Below are 17,014 nucleotides of genomic sequence, written 5' to 3'. Positions count from 1 at the left end.
CGGGCCGAACAGGTCCACGGAGTGGCCGCCGACGCTCAGCCGCTCGGCCGGCGTGGACGGTCGTAGTTCGATCGAAGGACTTGCCTTCACAAAAGCCATGCATGCCCCACAACATGAGGAAAGGGCTGGTGAAGTGGGTCGTCGGCCTGAGCGCAGGCGTACAGCCAGTGCTCGAGGTGAGGCGGAGGTCTGACCATGACTGTTGACGAATCCGGCGCTGTGCCACCGCCGGCCCACTGGTCCGGCCGGGTGACCGACTACCCCGATGATTCCTCGATCGTGGATCTGTTCGCGCGGCAGGTGGCGAGGTGTCCGGACGCGACCGCGGTGGTCGATGGCGATCGCTGTGTCACGTACGCGGAACTCGATCGATGGTCCGACGCGTTGGCCGCCCGGCTGTCCGAGGCCGGGGTGCGGGCCGGCGACACCGTGGGCCTGCTGGGCGAGCGGTGCGCCGAGGCGCCGGCCGGGATGCTTGCCATCATGAAGGCCGGTGCGGCCTACGTGCCGCTGGATCCTGAGGATCCGGCCGGCCGGCTCAGGACGTTGATCGAACAGGTCGGAATCCGGCACGTGATCAGATTGCCGGGCACCGCGGGGATCCTGGAGGATGTCGCCTCGGTCGCCGCCACGGACCATTTCGAGGGAAGGCCGCCGCGGCACGCAACCGGCGGTGGCGATCTGGCCTACATCATGTTCACCTCCGGGTCGAGCGGTGTGCCGAAGGCCGTTGCCGTGCCGCATCGCGCCGTCGCACGGCTCGTGGTCGGCGCCGACCACCTTCGGATCACTCCGGCCGATCGGATCTCGAACACCGGCCATCCGGCGTTCGACGCGTCAGTGTTCGAGATCTGGGGCGCGCTGCTCAACGGCGCCCGACTGGTGATCGTGGACCAGGCCACCCTGCTTGATCCGATTCGGCTGGACGAGTTGTTCACACGTGCCGGCGTCACGGTCGCGTGGCTGACCGCCGGCGTGTTCCACCAGTGCGCGCGGACTCTGCCGGGCATGTTCGCCGGGTTGCGCTGCCTGATCGCGGGTGGCGACGTGCTCGACACGGCCCTGGTGCGACGGGTGCTGGCCGGCGCGCCGCCGGAGCGGCTGCTCAACGGCTACGGACCGACCGAGAACACCACCTTCTCGACGACCCGCCACATCACCGATGTGCCGGAGGGGACGGCACGGATTCCGATCGGACGCCCCGTGGCCAACTCCACCTGCCACATCCTGGACGATGATGGCCGGCCGGTGCCGGTCGGCGTCGAAGGCGAGCTCTGGGTCGGCGGCGACGGCGTCGCGCTGGGATACGTCAATGATCCCGCGCTGACCGCCGAGCGGTTCGTGCCGGATCCGTTGGGCCGCCGCCCCGGCGCGCGACTGTTCCGTACCGGTGACCGGGCTCGTTGGTTGCCGGACGGCGACATCGACTTCCTCGGCCGCCGGGACCGGATGGTGAAGATCCGCGGTTTCCGGGTCGAGCTGGACGAGATCGAGGCGGTTCTCGCCGGCGCGGACGGTGTTGCCGCCGCGGCCGTCGTGGTCACCGGCGACGACCCGGACACGCGGATGATCGTCGCCTATTACCAGCCGGATCGCGGCTCGGCGCCGGACCGAACGGTGAGCGAGCCGGGAGGAGTGACAGTGCCGGAACTCAGGGCGTTCCTTGCCGCCCGCCTCCCGCACTTCATGCTCCCCGCGCGGATCGTCCCGCTGGACCGCCTTCCGCTGGCCGCCACGGGCAAGGTCGACCGGTCCTCGCTCGCGGTGCTCGCGTCCGGCACTTCGCGTGGCACGGACCGCGCGGACAGCGATTCGTCGGCCGTCCGCCGGCCGGGGACACCGATCGAAGTGGGTCTCGCGCGGCTGTGGGCGGAAGTCCTCGACGTGGAGCCGGACGCGGTCGGTCTCGAGGACAGCTTCTTCGACCTGGGCGGCAACTCCTTGCTGGCGGCGCGCCTGTTCGTCCGGTTACAGACGATCTTCGGTGTCGATCGGTCCCAGGGCCGGTTCCTGACCTCGCGGCTGCTGGCCGACCCGACCCTCGCCGCCTGCGCGGCCGCGGTGCAGGAGGCGCGGACCGGCCTCCTCGACCAGAACAGCGCCGCGCTGGATCCCGACTTCCGGCGTGAGAGCGGACTCGACGCCGAGTTCGGGACCATCCCGGGGCCGGACGGCCCGCCGCCGATGGTGGCTCGGCCACGGTCGCCGGCCGATCACGACCGGATCATCGCGCCGCGGCGCTTCCAGGGCGGGGCGATTCTGTTGACCGGTGGCACCGGTTTCCTCGGCGGCTATCTGTTACGCCGGTTGCTGACGAACACCGATGCGGAGGTCTACTGCCTGGTCCGTGCGGCCGACGAGGACCGGGCCCGACGCCGGTTGGTGGATGGGCAGCAGCGGTACGGGCTCGGCGATCTTCCCGCCGACCGGGTGCGTCCGCTGGCCGGCGACCTCGGTCGTCCGCGTCTCGGGCTGTCGGCCGCGGAGTTCGACGGGCTGGCCGATCGGTTGGATCTCGTCCTGCACGCCGGCGCCTACGTGAACTTCACCTACCCCTACTCCCAGCTGGCGCCGGTCACGGTCGGCGGCACACGGGAGATCGTGCGACTCGCGATGCCGAGGCGCATCCCCGTGCATTTCGTGTCCACATTGGCTGTGCTGGCCGGCTTCGGGGCGGCGGGGGTGCGTGACGTGGCCGAGGACACGCCGCTGGCCTACCCGGAGTACCTGTTCATGGGCTACACCGAGACCAAGTGGGTGGCCGAGACAGTGCTGCGCCGTGCGGCACGCGATGGACTGCCGGTTGGGATCCACCGTCCGTACGAGGTGTCCGGCGATCTAGCACACGGGGCGTGGAATCTGGAGAACGCCACGTGCGCGTTGCTGCGGCTGATCGTCGACACGCTCATCGCGCCGGACATCGAACTGTCGCTCGATCTTGTGCCGGTCGACGTGCTGGCGGCGCAGATCGTGCACATCGCGCTGACCCGTACCCAGGAGACACGCACCTATCATCTGACCAATCCGAGGCCGGCGACGCTGCCCGACATGACCGAGGTCCTACGTGAGCAGGGCTACCGGATCCGCACGCTGCCGTTCGACGAGTGGGTGAACCGGGCGGTGGCGTTCGTCGCCGACAACCCCCGGCACCCGTTCACCCCGTTCGTGCCGCTCTGGGTTGATCGGTGCCCGCGCAGCGGTCTCGTGGTCAAGGAGATGTACTTCACCGCGCACTTCCCCCGTTTCGCTCGGAGCAATGCCGAGAGGGCGCTGGCGGGATCGGCCCTCTCGACGCCTCCGGTCGATGCCGCGCTGCTGCACCACTACGTGCGCTTCTTCCAGCGGTGCGGGTATTTCCCGGCCCCCGGCGCCGGCCGGGAGATCACCGGCGCGCGCCACGGAACGGCATGACCAGCCCGGAACGGCTGCCCCGGCTGGCTGTCGTGCTCGATTTCGGCTCCGCCAGCCCGATGAGCATCCTCGCCTCCGCCCGCGCCCTGGCCGAGATCGTCTTCCTGTGCGACCGGGACCTGCCTCACGTCCGGCCGCTCTTCGACGAGCTTCGTACGCTGGCACAGGTCGGTGACATCACCGGCCTGACCGACGACGAGATTCTCGCCCTACCGGAATGCGCGGGCCTCGCCGGCATTGTCACGTTCAGCGAGAGCCAGATCAGGCGGACCGCTGCCCTCGCCGATCGTCTCGGTCTGACCTTCCTCGACGTGCACACCGCTGCGGCGGTGACCGACAAGTACACGCAACGCCGGATACTCGCCGAGTCATCCGTGCAGCACACCGAATGCCGCATCGTACGCGATCTCGCTGACCTTGATCCGGCTCTGGACGCGGTCGGTCTTCCGGCGGTTCTGAAGCCCCGCCACGGCGCGGCCAGCGCACGCACCTGCACGGTCCGCAGCCGGCAGGAGGCCGCCGGACGGTACCGGGCTTTCACGGATCCGGCGGCAGGGGGCGCCGGCATCGATTTCGTCGTCGAGCAGCTGCTGGCCGGCGACTCCTCGGTCGCCGGAGCGGACTGGGCCGACTACGTCTCGGTCGAGTCGATGACCTCGCACGGCGACATCCGGCACGTCGAGGTGACCGGGAAGTTCCCCCTCGCCCCACCACTGAGGGAGACGGGTTACGTGGTGCCCAGCACGCTGAGCGAGGACCGGCGGGAGGAAGTGCTGACACTGACCGGATCGGCTCTCGCGGCCCTCGGAGTACGGCACGGAATCACCCACACGGAGATCAAGTTCACCCCTGACGGTCCACGGATCATCGAGGTCAACGGCCGGCTCGGCGGATACGTCGCCGATCTGGTGCGACGCGCACGTGGATTCGACCTCGTACGGGCCGCGCTGACAATAGCCCTGGGGCGGCCCTGCCCCCCGCCGCCGCCCACGGCGTACCGGCGGCACGCGTTCCAGTACTTTCTCACTCCGCCCATGGACGCGGTCGCGTTGCGGCGTCTCGACGGGCTCGACGAACTCGGCCGCGCCACCGGTATCCACCTCATCGAGATCTTCGTGGAGCCGGGTGCGGCACTGGACTGGCGGCAGGGCACGCTCACGTATCTGGGCATCGTGCACGGGTCCGCGTCGGCTCACCAAGAAGTACGGCGCCTGGTGGACCTTGTCGACCGGACCCTGCACATCGAGTACGAGAACTCGTCCGGCAGCCCGGAAACTGAGACGGCCTGATTACGCAGGGTGGTAGCGTCATTTCACCGTAGCTAGTGCGTAACCGGGGGCCGCCATGTCAACGAGTCCTGCGGTCAGCGCGCAGCCTCGGCCGCCACGAGGCATCGCGGTCCTGAGGCAACTCCTCGCCCGGGCGGCCCCGGCGGCGCTGCGCCGAGCGCTGGCGGCCGCCGTTGTGGCCAGCTCAGCGCTCGGCTGCCTGCTCGTCTTCGACCACGCCGACCGGTCGACCGCGATGCTGATCGCCACCCAGGTGGCCGTGCTCGGCGGTTTCGGGGTGTACGCGTTGAACATCGTCAGGCGCGCGGACCGAGCCCGTGTCGAAGCACAGGACGAGGCGGCCGCCAGTCACAACCAGTTACAGAAGCTGATTGACAACACCGGGTCGAACATCTACATGAAGCGGGTCGACAACGGCCAGTACCTGCTCGTCAACAAGGAGTGGGAGCGGTTGTTCGGGGTCACCCGAGACCACGTGATCAACCTTACCGACCACGGCGTCTTCCCCGCCGAACTCGCAGACCAGCTGCGGCAGAACGATCTCCGGGTCGCGGCGGGGAACAAGTCGGTCCAGTACGAGGAGACAGCGGAGGGCATCGACGGCGAGCGCACCTACATCTCCGTCAAGTTTCCCGTGCTCGACAGCGCCGGCGACCCTTACGCCGTGTGTGGCATTTCCACTGATATCACGGAGCGTAAGCGCGCCGAGGACGAGGTACGACGACTCAACGCGAGCCTCGAGACCCGGGTTCTGCAGCGCACGGCTGAGCTGGAGGCGTCCAACAAAGAACTCGACGCGTTCGCATACTCGGTCTCGCACGATCTACGGGCGCCGCTGCGCTCACTGCACGGGTTCAGCGACGCGCTGCTCGAGGACTACGGCGACGTTCTCGACGACGGCGGCAAGGACTACCTGCGCCGGTTGCAGCGCAATGTGGGACGCATGGGCCGGATGATCGACGACCTGCTCAGTCTGTCCCGGGCCACCCGAGCCGACCTGGAGCGCCGCGAGATCGACCTCACGGCGATGAGCCAGGACGTCGTGACCGAGCTGCGGGCGGCCGATCCGCCCCGCGATGTCACGCTCGTCGTCCCGGACGGCCTTGTCGCTGAAGCCGATCCTCAACTCCTACGGCTCGCCCTCCAGAATCTTCTGGCCAACGCCTGGAAGTTCACCGGCAAACGGCCCGACGCGGTCATCGAAGTGGGCCAGGCCGTCCGCTCCGGTGAGACCTTCTTCTTCGTACGTGACAACGGCGTGGGCTTCGACATGGCCTATGCCGACAAGCTCTTCGATGCCTTCCAGCGGCTGCATACGACCGCCGACTTTCAGGGCACCGGCATCGGGCTCGCGATCGTGGCTCGCGTCGTCCGACGTCACGGTGGCCACATCTTCGCTGAGGCCGAGGTCGGCCACGGCGCGACGTTCTACTTCAACCTGATGAGCGGGGCAAAGGGGAAGCCATGACCGTCGACGGCAAGATCCTGATCATCGACGACAGCCCGGACGACGTGACTCTCACGTTACGTGCGCTGAGAAAGAACAACATCACCAACCCCGTGGAGATCGCCGCCGACGGCGAGGAGGCATTGCGGCACCTGTTCCCGCCGGGCGAACCGCCCGCAGGCCGCACCGATGCGCTGCCCGCACTGGTACTGCTGGACCTGAACATGCCCAAGGTCAGTGGCCTGGAGGTGCTGCGCAGCATCCGCTCCGATCCCCGTACCAAGTATTTGCCGGTGGTCGTCCTCACCACGTCGACCGAGGAACGCGACATCGTGAACACCTACGACCTCGGAGCCAACAGCTTCGTACGGAAACCGGTCGCCTTCGACGAATTCCTGGAGGCGGTGCGCGTGCTGGGCATGTACTGGCTGCTGGTGAACCGACCGGCGGGACGGCTTCATGACTGACGAGCCGGACGACATCCGGCTGCTGCTGATCGAGGACAGCGAAGACGACGCCGTCCTCGTGGCTAACCGTCTGCGCCGCACCGGTCTGCGCGTCGCCTACGAACGCGTCGAGACCGCCGAGGCGATGTCCGCCGCTCTACTCCACCAGGCACCCGACATCGTGATCTCCGACAACGGGATGCCCGCGTTCAACGCGGAGGCGGCGCTGCGGTTGCTCCGTGAAACCGGACTGGATGTGCCTTTCATCGTCGTCTCCGGTCAGATCGGCGAGGAGTCCGCCACCGCGCTGATGCGTGCCGGCGCACATGACTTCGTACTCAAAGACAAACTCGCTCGCCTCGGTCCCGCAGTGCAACGCGAGCTGCGCGAAGCACGCGACCGCCAGGATCGGCGGCGAGCACAGGCGGCGCTGCGCGACAGCGAAGAACGGTTCCGGCTGGTAGCGGAGAACCTCCAAGACGTGCTGTTCCGATTCCGGCCCGGCCCGGTACCCGCACTGGAATACATCAGCCCCGCCATAGCCACGGTCACCGGGCTGTTGCCGGACGAGCTGTACGAGCAGCCGGAACTGCTCTTCAACATCTTGGAACCGGAAGACCGCGACCTCATGCGGCGGTCCTGGCAGTCGCCGCCGGACGGTCCCCTCACCCTGCGCTGGTCGCGGCCCGACGGCAGTCGCGCCTATGCCGAACAGCGGCTCGTCACGGTGTACGACGCCGGCGTACCGACCGCCGTCGAGGGCATTCTCCGAGACATCACCGAACAGGTCGAGGCCGCCGAGCAACGACAGGAACTCGAGCGGAAGCTGCACCAGGTGGAACGGCTGGACTCCCTCGGCCAGCTCGCCGGCGGCGTCGCGCACGACTTCAACAACCTCCTCGGCGTGATCGGTGGCTACACCAATTTCGTGCTCGACGAACTCGGCCCCGACCATCCGTGCCGTCCGGACCTGGAAAACATCGACCATGCCGCCCGGCGGGCCGCCGCTCTGACCCGCCAGCTGCTCATCTTCAGCCGACTGCAACCGTCGCATCCCGTCGTGGTGAACCTGAATGACGTGGTCGGCGAGATCGAGCGACTGTTGCGCCGGACGATCGGAGAGGACATAGAGTTCAGCACCGATCTGCGGCCGGATCTCGAATTCGTCACCATCGACCCCAGCCGCCTGGAACAGATCATCATGAACCTGGTGGTCAACGCGCGCGCCGCGATGCCGGAGGGAGGACATCTCGTCATCCGGACGGCAAGCTCGAATGACGTGCCCGCCACCGCCATCGGCAACCAGCCACCATCGAGGCGCTACGTGTGTCTCACCGTCGCCGACACCGGCTGCGGAATGGACGAGGAGGTCCAGCAGCGGGCGTTCGAACCGTTCTTCACCACCAGGAGCACCGGTCAGGGCAGCGGCCTCGGCCTGGCGACGGTCTACGGCGCCGTCCAGGAGGCGTACGGCGCGATCACGGTCGACTCCGCACCGGGTGCGGGAACGCGCATCACCGTCTACCTGCCGGCCGCCGACCCGCCGGCACCCACGACCGCACCGGACGGGCCAGCCGGCGAAGCACGCGCAGGCCGAGGCGAACAAATCCTCGTGGTCGAGGACGACGACGACATCCGGACCATCACCCGACGGGTGCTGACCCGCGGCGGATACGAGGTGTCCGACGCTGCCACCCGAGAAGAAGCGCTAGGGCTCGTCCACGACCACACACTGTCGTTCGACCTCCTCCTGTCGGACGTCATCATGCCCGGAATGCCCGTCCTCGACTTCATCCGGACGGTGCTCGCCGTCCGTCCCTCGATCCACATCGTCTTCATGTCCGGCTACACCGCCGACGGCGACCGCGAGCTTCCCGAGGGAGTGCCGATCATCGACAAGCCGTTCAGCGCCGACACGCTCCTGCGGCAGATCCAGACGACGCTGAACAGCGCGTCGGACCGGCGGTAGTCTGGATGTCGCGATCCAGGGTTTCGGCCCGATCCCGCACGAAGTTCCGATCGGAGCGGAGAGCCTCATCGCGGATCGCCGCCCATACCTCTGCACCGGACCCGCGATCGCCTTCGACGGCCTCCCGCGCGATGACGCAGGCCGTTGTGCCCGGCCTCATCGAGCGGCCGCCAGGTGATCGGCAGCCGCGGCTCGGCGCACCCGCCGGCCAGCACCAACACGACGACCAGCGGTAACAGGCCAGCCTCAACGGCGTCGCGGGGCACCCAGTTCGCGCTGCTGTTCCTGCCCGGGACGTACGCCCCGTGCCCGGCCTGCCACGGCGCGCGGTACAACGCGGAGACGCTGGAGGTGACCTACCGCGGCAAGAACATCGCGGACGTGCTGGCGATGTCCGTCGACGACGCCGCCAAGTTCCTCGCCCACCTGCCGGCCGCCTCCCGGAGCCTCGAGACGCTCCGGGAGGTGGGGCTGGGCTACCTGCGGCTGGGCCAGCCGGCGACCGAGCTCAGCGGTGGCGAGGCCCAACGCATCAAACTTGCCACCGAGTTGCAGCGGGCCCGCCGCGGCCACGCGCTCTACCTGCTCGACGAGCCGACCGCGGGACTCCACCCCGCGGACATCTCGCTGCTGCTGCGGCAACTACACCGACTCGTCGACGCCGGCAACACCGTCGTTCTGGTCGAGCACGACCTGGAAACGATCGCCGGCGCCGACTGGGTCATCGACCTCGGCCCGGGCGGTGGGGACGCGGGCGGCCAGGTCGTCGCGACCGGCCCTCCCGCCACGATCGCCGAGGCCCGGAACAGCGCGACCGGGCGCCATCTGGCGCGCCGCCTCGAACGCTCCTGAGCGGGTGGCCTCCCCGGCCGTCAGCTTCCTGCCGTGCTCGATCTCCTCGATGATCCGTGGGCGCAGCTCGGCGGCGCTGATGATCGCGTCCACCACGCTCGATGAGGCCGGGAAGCAGAAACCTCATGTACGTAAAGAGGTGCCGCGCGAGGAGAGATCGCTGGGCCGGGCTATGAAACACGCCCTAGCTGCGGTTTATCGTCCATTGCGGATTCCGGCATGGAGATGGATCACCGAAGTAGGCAGAATCGCGGCCATGAGTGATCAAACCGCGACGATCCGGGACTACGACGTCTTCACCCCCGAGGTGCAGGCGGATCCGAACGCCTTCCTGCACCGGGTGCGCGCGGAGAGTCCGCTCGCTCGGCTCCCGCAGTTCGACGGATACCTGCTCACCCGCCACGCGGACATCGTCGCCGCGCTGCGGGACAAGCGGATGGACACCGCCAACATGACGCAGAGCCTGCTCCGCCTGACGCCGGCCGAACAGGAGGAGTTGGCCCCGGTCCGGCGGTCCATCGAGATGTGGATGGGACACACCGACCCGGTCGAGCACGTCCGCTTCCAGCAACTGCTCAAGCGCTACTTCACCCCGGCCATGGTGGACCGGCTGCGGCCACGGGTGCGGGCGATCACCAACGAGTTGCTCGACGCGGTCGCCGGCAAGGGCGGGATGGACGTCGTACGCGACCTCGCGTACCCGCTGCCGGCGAACGTGATCGCCGAGATGCTCGGCATGCCGACCAGCGACCGCGAGCGGTTGCAGCTCTGGTCCCGTGACATCCTGGCGGTCTTCGGCAACGGAGACGTGCCGGGCCTGCGCCAGGCCCAGCGCAGCATGCTCGAGATGCACGACTACCTGCGCGTGATCGCCGCCGAGCGCCGCATCGAACCGCGCGACGACGTGCTGAGCATGTTCGTCGCCGCCGAGGCGGAGGGGCAGATCACCGAGGACGAGGCGGTGGCCAATTGCGTGCTGCTGCTCTTCGCCGGCCACGAGACCACCGCCAACCTGATCGCCAACGGCCTGGTGCTGCTCTTCGACAACCCCGGCCAGCTCGCGCTGCTCAAGGAGAACCCGGACCTGACGCCGCTCGCGGTCGAGGAGATGCTGCGCCTGGACGGCCCGGCGAGCGTGATCGGCCGGGCCGTCACCGAGCCGATCGAGCTGCACGGTCATCCGATCCCGCCCGGCAAGCGCGTCTACCTGGCGCTGATGGCCGGCAACCGGGACCCGGAGCACTTCACCGACCCGGACACCTTCGACCTGCACCGCAAGCGTGGCCGGAACCTCGCCTTCGGCATGGGCACCTATTACTGCCTGGGCGCGGCGCTCGCGCGGATGGAGACCGACGAGTGCTTCCGGATCCTGCTGGACCGCTGCCCGGACATCGCGCCGGCGTACCGGTCTCCGGCCTGGCAGCCGACCCCGCCGCTCGGCCACCGTCTCTCCTCTCTGGACGTCACCTTCTGAGCGACGTGCGGAGGGTGCTGAGGCCGGCTGCCGGGAAGCGGGCTCGTCCTCGGTGATGGAGAGGACCGGGCCCGCTCGGCCAGGTTCTGTTTCACATTCGCTTCCGGGGCGCCGGCCCCGGTGGCGAATGTGGAAGCGGGCCTAGCGGTAGTTTGCGGCAGCATCCGCGTTACCGATGCTGCGGGATATCTCATCCCTCCGGCCTACAAACCCCATTGATCAATGTCACTAGTACAGAAGCTCATCTCGACTTCATCCGCGACCAGGGGGACGGCGGCTCAACACCTGGCCGGTCTACGAGACCAGGGGGTGGGCCGGTTCGCCGAGACGATGGGGCGGCACCGGCTGGCCGAACAGATAACCCTGCCCCAGCGGGCATCCCATCGAAGCCATCGCGTGCGCCCGCGGCGCCGTCTCGATCCCTTCGGCGACCACGGTCAGCCCCAGCGACTCGCAGATCGCCAGCACCGACCGGCACAGCGCCTCGGAGCGTTCCGGTGACACCTCGACGTCGGTCAGGGTCGCGTCCAGCTTGACGATGTCCACCGGCAGCGAATGCAGCTGGGCCAGCGCGTTGTAGCCGCTGCCGAAGTCGTCCAGGGCCAGCCGCACCCCGGCGGCCCGCAGCCGGGTCGCCACCTCGATGGCCCGCGGCAGGTCGGGGATCCGCCGGGTCTCGGTGATCTCGACGACGATCCGGGACGGCCGCACGGCGTGCCGGTCGAGGGCCGCCAGCACCGCGGAATCGAGGCCCTGCTGGCAGAACCGGGCCGCCGACACGTTGACGTGCACGTCGATCGGCCGGCCGTAGATGTTGGCCAGCACGGCGGCGTCGGCGCAGGCCCGGTCCAGCACGAAGTCGTCGATCGCGCCGACCAGGCCGGTGCGTTCGGCCACGGTCACGAAGACGTCCGGGTCGACGAACCCGGCGACCGGGTCGTTCCAGCGGGCCAGGGCTTCGACGGCCACCGTGACGCCGTCGGTGAAGCGGACGATCGGCTGGTAGTAGACCTCGAAACCGGCCGCCGACGGGTCGCCGGCCAGCGCCTGGGCGAGCTGGTGCGGCAGGTCGGCGTGCGGGCCGCCGTCGGCGCCACCGGAGTAGCGCGCCATCGTTCCCTTGCCGCGGCGCTTCCCGGCGTACATCGCGGCATCTGCTCTTCGCAGTAACGTGTCGGCGGTCAGGTCGCGGTCGTGGGGCTCGGGCAGCACCAGGCCGATGCTCGCGCCGACCCCGATGGTGTGGCCGTCGATCGGGAACGGCTCGCGCAGCACGGCCAGCATCCGGTTGCCGATCAGCTCGGCGTCGGCCGCGCGATGGTCGAGCAGCACCGCGAACTCGTCCCCGCCGAGCCGGGCCACCAGGTCGCCGGAGGGCACCACGCCGAGCAGCCGCTCGCCGATGGCGCGGAGCAGACGGTCGCCCATGGCGTGCCCGAAGCTGTCGTTGATCAGCTTGAAGTCGTCCAGGTCGGCGAAGAGCAGCGCCAGCGGGCCGCCGTGGGCGCTGCGGGCGGCGAGCGCGGCGTCCAGCCGTTCCCGGAACAGCGCCCGGTTGGCCAGCCCGGTCAGCGGGTCGTGATACGCCTGGTGGCGCATCCGCCGCTGCCCCTCGGTGACCCGGGAGAGCAGCACCAGGTTGTCGACGATCGTGAACATCTGCCGGGCCACCACCAGACCGAGACCCAGCCAGCCGAGGTACGCCTCGAACGACGTCAGTTGCCCGCCGGTGCCGGTGCGGACCGCGATCACCACCCCGGTCGCCACCACCGGGACGTACGGCAGCAGCAGGTGCAGCCAGTCCCGCTCGCGCCGGGCCAAATTCAGGTCGCCCGCGGCGGCCCCGGGCGCCAGCGCGGCCAGGGCGAGCAGGGCCGGCCCGAGCAGCGCCCCGGCCGCCGCGGCGGGGTTGAGCCCGTCCGCGCCGAGGTCGAACAGCCGCAACGTGTCGGCGACGCCGAACGCGGCCAGCGCCGCGGCGATCAGCCGGAGCTGGCGCCGGACCGCGCCGCCGCCCTGCCGCATCATCAGCATCAGCACGGCCATCGCGATCAGGATCAGATCGGCGACCGGGTACGCCACGGCCAGCGCGAGCACCGTCGGGGTCCGCCCGCCCTGCTCGAACACCCGCTCCGGCACCAGCGACCAGACCAGCGCGATCAGCGACCCGGCCAGCAGCACGCTGTCGATGACCAGGATGACCAGGTCGCGGCGTCCGGGCAGCGGCACCGGCCGGGGCAACGCGGCCGCGCCGATCAGGAGCCCGGCGAACATCAGCGCGGGCAGCACCAGGAACCCGACGTCGCCGGGCCGCAGCCGGGCCAGGCCGTCCGGGTCGGCGAACGCGCGGATCAGCCACCACAGCCGCATCGCGGCCCAGCCGGCCAGCCCGATGCCGACGAGTTGCCGCCAGCGCCGCCCGGCGTCCTCGCGGCGGGTGGCCATGGTCAGGCAGACGACCGCGGCCGCGACGCCGACGATCAGCTGCATGAGGACGTGGTAGACACGGCGGCCGTCACCGGCGGGTACGACGAACTCACCGGCCGCGACAATGAGCGCGATCAGCGCCACCGCCACGGGCAGCATCCGCGTGGTGCTCAGCCGCGCCGTCGTCATCACCACCAACCGGACCCCGGTCATCGCCACTACGACCGGTGTAACCTACCCCAGGTCGGCCTGGTTCTCGCTGGTCAGATCGGCGACGATGACGGTGATGTTGTCCGGCCCGCCGCCCTCCAGCGCCAGCGCCAGCAACCGCTTGCAGCAGTCCTGGGCGTCGGCCACCTCGAGCAGCACGGCCTCGATCGCCTCCGGCGAGACCACGGTGGTGAGCCCGTCGCTGCAGAGCAGCCAGCGGTCGCCGGGCTGCGGTTCCACGATCACGTACGACGGGCTGACCGGTTCGCCCTGTAACGCCTGGGTGACCACTGCCCGCCGCGGGTGCCCGGCCGCCTCCTCGGGCCGGATCAGGCCCTGGTCGACGAGCATCTGGACGTACGTGTCGTCCTTGGTGAGCTGGTTGAGCCGTCCGTCGCGCAGCAGGTAGGCCCGCGAGTCGCCGACGTGGGCGAGCGCCGCCCGGTCGCCGGAGAAGATGACCGCGGTGAGCGTGGTGCCCATGCCCTGCAGGGCGGTGTCCTCGGCGACCGTCTCGGCGATCCGGCCGTTGGCCGCCTCGAGCGCCTTGTGCAGAGCATCCATCTGTTGCTCGTTGTCGATCGCCACGTCGAGCGAGGCCATCGCGTCGACGGCGAGGCGGCTGGCCACGTCGCCGGCGGCCATCCCTCCCATGCCGTCGGCGACGACGAGGAGGCGGTCACCGGCGTAGAAAGCGTCCTGGTTGTTGCTGCGGACGCGTCCTTGGTCGGTGACGGCCGCCCACCGGAGGTGCAAGGTCATGGCGGAAGCTTGCCAGGTCATGTCCACCGTGTCTCTAGCCGGTCGGCGGCGTGGCGCGGATGCCGCCGAGGAAATCGTTGTCAGCCGGGCGCGAGCGGGCGGCCCAGGCAGCGTGGATCGATGTCGGTGGCGGGCACCACGGGCGCCAGCCAGGTGAGCGCGGAGGCCTCGGCGGCCCAGCCGCGTACCACCACGACGCTGTCCGGGCCGTGCACCGGTTCGGGGCACAGCGTCTTGGACCGGACCTGATCGTTGGACAGGAAGGTGACCTGGCCGCCGCGGCCCAGCACGGTGGTCGAGGTGTCGTCGACGGCGATCAGCTGGCCGCGTACGACATCGGTGACCTTGCCGCCCTCGGGCCCGATCTCCACGGCGCTGTTCGGCAGCACCGGCGCGCGGAGGAAGAGCAGCCCGACCACCAGCGGCGCGATCAGGGTGGCGCCGACCGCGGGCCAGTGGGTGGCGAAGCGGGCGGCCCGCGACGGCACCGGCCCGGTGAGGAAAGGACCAAGCAAGGGGGGTACGCCGAGGAGCAGCGCGGTGTCGTACTCGCCCACCGCGAGCGCCTCCCGGATGCCCGGCGCCACGAACACCAGCACCAGGAACCCGGCCGCGATCGGCACCCCCACGGTGACCCAGGGGATCAGCCACCGGTCGGCCTGGAAGCGTTGCAACGCGGTCAGACCCATGATCGCGACGACCAGCATGAGCAGCACCGGCAGCAGCCGCAACTGCCAGGTGAGCCCGGCCAGCCCGGCGGCCAGCAGCACCACCCAGTCGGGCATCCGCAGCGCGGTCACCGCGAGCAGCGACCGGCCGGCCTCGGCGGGCGCGCTGACCAGCAGCATCCCGCCGAGCACCCGGAGCACCAGGATGACCGCGGGCACCGCCCAGATCAGCGTGATGCCGAGCGCGCTGATCATGCCGAGCGGGCTGATGTACTGCACCAGCAGCAGCATGGTCGGCAGGTCCTGCCGGCTCAGATACCAGACCCGCAGGACCAGCAGCACCAGCGGGAACGCGGGCAGCGCGGTGAGCAGCCAGTTGAGCTGGGCCCGCCGGCGCCGGGGCGCGACCCCGCCGTCCTTGACGTAGATGTCGGTCATGGGACGACCCGTTCCCACGGCTGCTCACGCACCCGCGGCTTGGTCACGTCGGGCTGCTGCGCCTGCGCGATCGGGGTGCCCTTGTTCAGCGGGACCTCGGCCTGGAAGTTCCGATCGAAGGCGAGTTCCCACCGGTTGTCCTGCGGGTCCTTCAGCGAGCGGTAGAGGGTGAGATCGACCAGCGTCTTCAGGGCCTGGTTCTGGCCCACGTTGACGCCCCACCGCTCGGTCGAGTCGAGACCGAGGTCCCAGTGGTCGAACTCGGTCGGGAACCTCGCCTTGTACCCGGCCAGGATCGCCGCGTCGGTGGTGACCGCGTCCACGTCGCCGGCGCGCAGGTCGGCGACGCACTCCCTGATCCGGTTGCGCTGGTGCACGACCGCCTTCGCCTTTTCGGGCGCGGAGGCACTGGTCGCAGTGGACAGTGTGCAGACGTCCTTGCCCTTGAAGTCCTCCAGCGCCGACACCTTCTTGTGGCCGTGCAGGGTGAGCACGGACTGCTCGGTGTAGAGGTACGACTGGGAGAACGTCACCTCGTCACGGGCCTCCCGCTCCGGCGTGATGCTGTAGCTGGCCACCACCATCTGGACCGGCACCCGCTTGCCGTCCGGGTCGTTGGCCTGCATCCGGGCCCGATCCTCGCTCTCCATCCCGTAGAAGCGCACCTCGCTCCGGCGGAAACCCAGATCCTCGGCGATCATGTACGCGATCTCGATGTCGAACCCCGCCCAGGTGCCGTCCTCGCGACGCTCGGCCGTGCCGGGTTGATCGTCCTTCACGCCGATGGCGATCGTGGACCAATTGTCCACCCCGGCCCGCGCCCGCAACTCCTCGACCGACGGCGGCCCGCCGACGAACAGCCGGGCCATGGTGATCCCGATCGTCAGCACCAGGGCCAGGCCGAGCGCGGCGAGGCGCACCGCGGCCAGCGTGACCCGCGGCGGCGCCTCCATCGGCACCGACTCGGGCTCGGGCGGCGGCGGCTCGGGCGGGAACGGGTCGGCGGGCAGGTCTTCGGGGTTCGCCTCGTCGCCGCGACGACGCGGCAGCCAGGTCCGGCGGCTCACTTCACCCAAAACACGGCCTCCTCAACGGTCGTGCGGGACAGGATCGTGCGTTCCGTACGGCACACCCGGGCGGCAACGGCGCAGCCGGGCGGCGGCGAGGCGCAACCCGGCGCGCGTGCCGTGCCGGGTCACCGCCTCGAGCGCGTAGGCGGAACAGGACGGCTCGAACCGGCACTTCACCGGCACCCGGGGCGAGAAGAAGCGCCGGTAGCCGCGGATGGCCGTGGTGGCGGCGCGCTCGGACAGCGGCGTCCGCGCGGCCAGCAGGAGCGAGGTCGACAGCAGGCCGAAGTCGCAGCAGGGCAGATCGCAGTCGCAGAAGTCGCAGCCGTCGAGCCAGCTGCCCTTCTTCCGCTTCCGCTTGTGCCCATGGCCGTGCCGGTGGCCCCCGAGCCACGACGGCAAGTGCCTGCGTGATGACGACATGGAGCCATCGTGGCGCATGGGTGCGACGGTCGGGATCCCACCCCCGGCCAGGGGTGGTGCCTATAGGTGCGCACCGCTGCCCGGCGGCCTCGATCCGATCCTCGGCATCTACGTCGCGCACATGGGCC

At 69.8% G+C, this 17,014-nt stretch carries 12 protein-coding genes; 7 read left to right on the top strand and 5 right to left on the bottom strand.

All coding sequences use genetic code 11. The features are described from left to right. Nucleotides 1-195: 195 nt before the first annotated feature. From AB0M54_RS21525 to AB0M54_RS21495, 7 genes are all read left to right on the top strand, one after another. Nucleotides 196-3,411, top strand: coding sequence for an amino acid adenylation domain-containing protein (locus AB0M54_RS21525; protein ID WP_364473294.1), 3,216 nt, complete (start codon nt 196-198; stop codon nt 3,409-3,411). Beyond that, nucleotides 3,408-4,700, top strand: coding sequence for an ATP-grasp domain-containing protein (locus AB0M54_RS21520; RefSeq protein ID WP_364323293.1), 1,293 nt, complete (start codon nt 3,408-3,410; stop codon nt 4,698-4,700). The genes AB0M54_RS21525 and AB0M54_RS21520 overlap by 4 nt, the downstream gene beginning before the upstream one ends. 235 nt (nt 4,701-4,935) lie before the next feature. Further along, nucleotides 4,936-6,168 (top strand): ATP-binding protein, encoded by a 1,233-nt coding sequence (locus AB0M54_RS21515; protein WP_364473292.1) that lies wholly within the window; start codon nt 4,936-4,938, stop codon nt 6,166-6,168. Next, the gene (locus AB0M54_RS21510) at nt 6,165-6,614 is read left to right on the top strand and encodes a response regulator (RefSeq protein WP_364323289.1); all 450 of its coding nucleotides are present in this window, start codon (nt 6,165-6,167) and stop codon (nt 6,612-6,614) included. The genes AB0M54_RS21515 and AB0M54_RS21510 overlap by 4 nt, the downstream gene beginning before the upstream one ends. Continuing rightward, nucleotides 6,607-8,562 (top strand): response regulator, encoded by a 1,956-nt coding sequence (locus tag AB0M54_RS21505; protein WP_364473291.1) that lies wholly within the window; start codon nt 6,607-6,609, stop codon nt 8,560-8,562. The genes AB0M54_RS21510 and AB0M54_RS21505 overlap by 8 nt, the downstream gene beginning before the upstream one ends. Before the next feature lie 174 nt (nt 8,563-8,736). After that, nucleotides 8,737-9,414, top strand: coding sequence for a hypothetical protein (locus tag AB0M54_RS21500; protein ID WP_364473289.1), 678 nt, complete (start codon nt 8,737-8,739; stop codon nt 9,412-9,414). A gap of 256 nt (nt 9,415-9,670) precedes the next feature. After that, nucleotides 9,671-10,888, top strand: a complete 1,218-nt coding sequence (locus tag AB0M54_RS21495; protein WP_364323281.1) for a cytochrome P450 — start codon at nt 9,671-9,673, stop codon at nt 10,886-10,888. Nucleotides 10,889-11,182: 294 nt separating this feature from the next. Here AB0M54_RS21495 and AB0M54_RS21490 read toward each other — a convergent pair whose 3' ends face one another. From AB0M54_RS21490 to yidD, 5 genes are all read right to left on the bottom strand, one after another. After that, entirely contained in the window at nt 11,183-13,528 is a 2,346-nt protein-coding gene (locus AB0M54_RS21490; RefSeq protein ID WP_364473542.1) for an EAL domain-containing protein, read from the bottom strand. Between the two features lie 21 nt (nt 13,529-13,549). Further along, nucleotides 13,550-14,287 carry a Stp1/IreP family PP2C-type Ser/Thr phosphatase gene (locus AB0M54_RS21485; RefSeq protein ID WP_364473287.1) on the bottom strand — a complete coding sequence of 246 codons (738 nt, stop codon included), beginning with the start codon at nt 14,285-14,287 and terminating at the stop codon, nt 13,550-13,552. Between the two features lie 80 nt (nt 14,288-14,367). Then, the gene (locus tag AB0M54_RS21480; RefSeq protein ID WP_364473285.1) at nt 14,368-15,393 is read right to left on the bottom strand and encodes a hypothetical protein; all 1,026 of its coding nucleotides are present in this window, start codon (nt 15,391-15,393) and stop codon (nt 14,368-14,370) included. Further along, a complete protein-coding gene (locus AB0M54_RS21475) occupies nt 15,390-16,460 on the bottom strand; it encodes a transporter substrate-binding domain-containing protein (RefSeq protein ID WP_364473541.1) in 1,071 nt (356 codons plus the stop codon). The genes AB0M54_RS21480 and AB0M54_RS21475 overlap by 4 nt, the downstream gene beginning before the upstream one ends. Before the next feature lie 21 nt (nt 16,461-16,481). After that, nucleotides 16,482-16,727: a membrane protein insertion efficiency factor YidD gene (yidD, locus tag AB0M54_RS21470; RefSeq protein WP_364323799.1), complete on the bottom strand. Its 246-nt coding sequence runs from the start codon at nt 16,725-16,727 to the stop codon at nt 16,482-16,484. Between the last annotated feature and the right edge of the window lie 287 nt (nt 16,728-17,014).

Source organism: Actinoplanes sp. NPDC051470 (assembly GCF_040682035.1).
Lineage (GTDB): Bacteria > Actinomycetota > Actinomycetes > Mycobacteriales > Micromonosporaceae > Actinoplanes.
The sequence above is the reverse complement of the archived record's forward strand: the minus strand, read 5'-3'. Positions and strand labels throughout refer to the sequence as shown.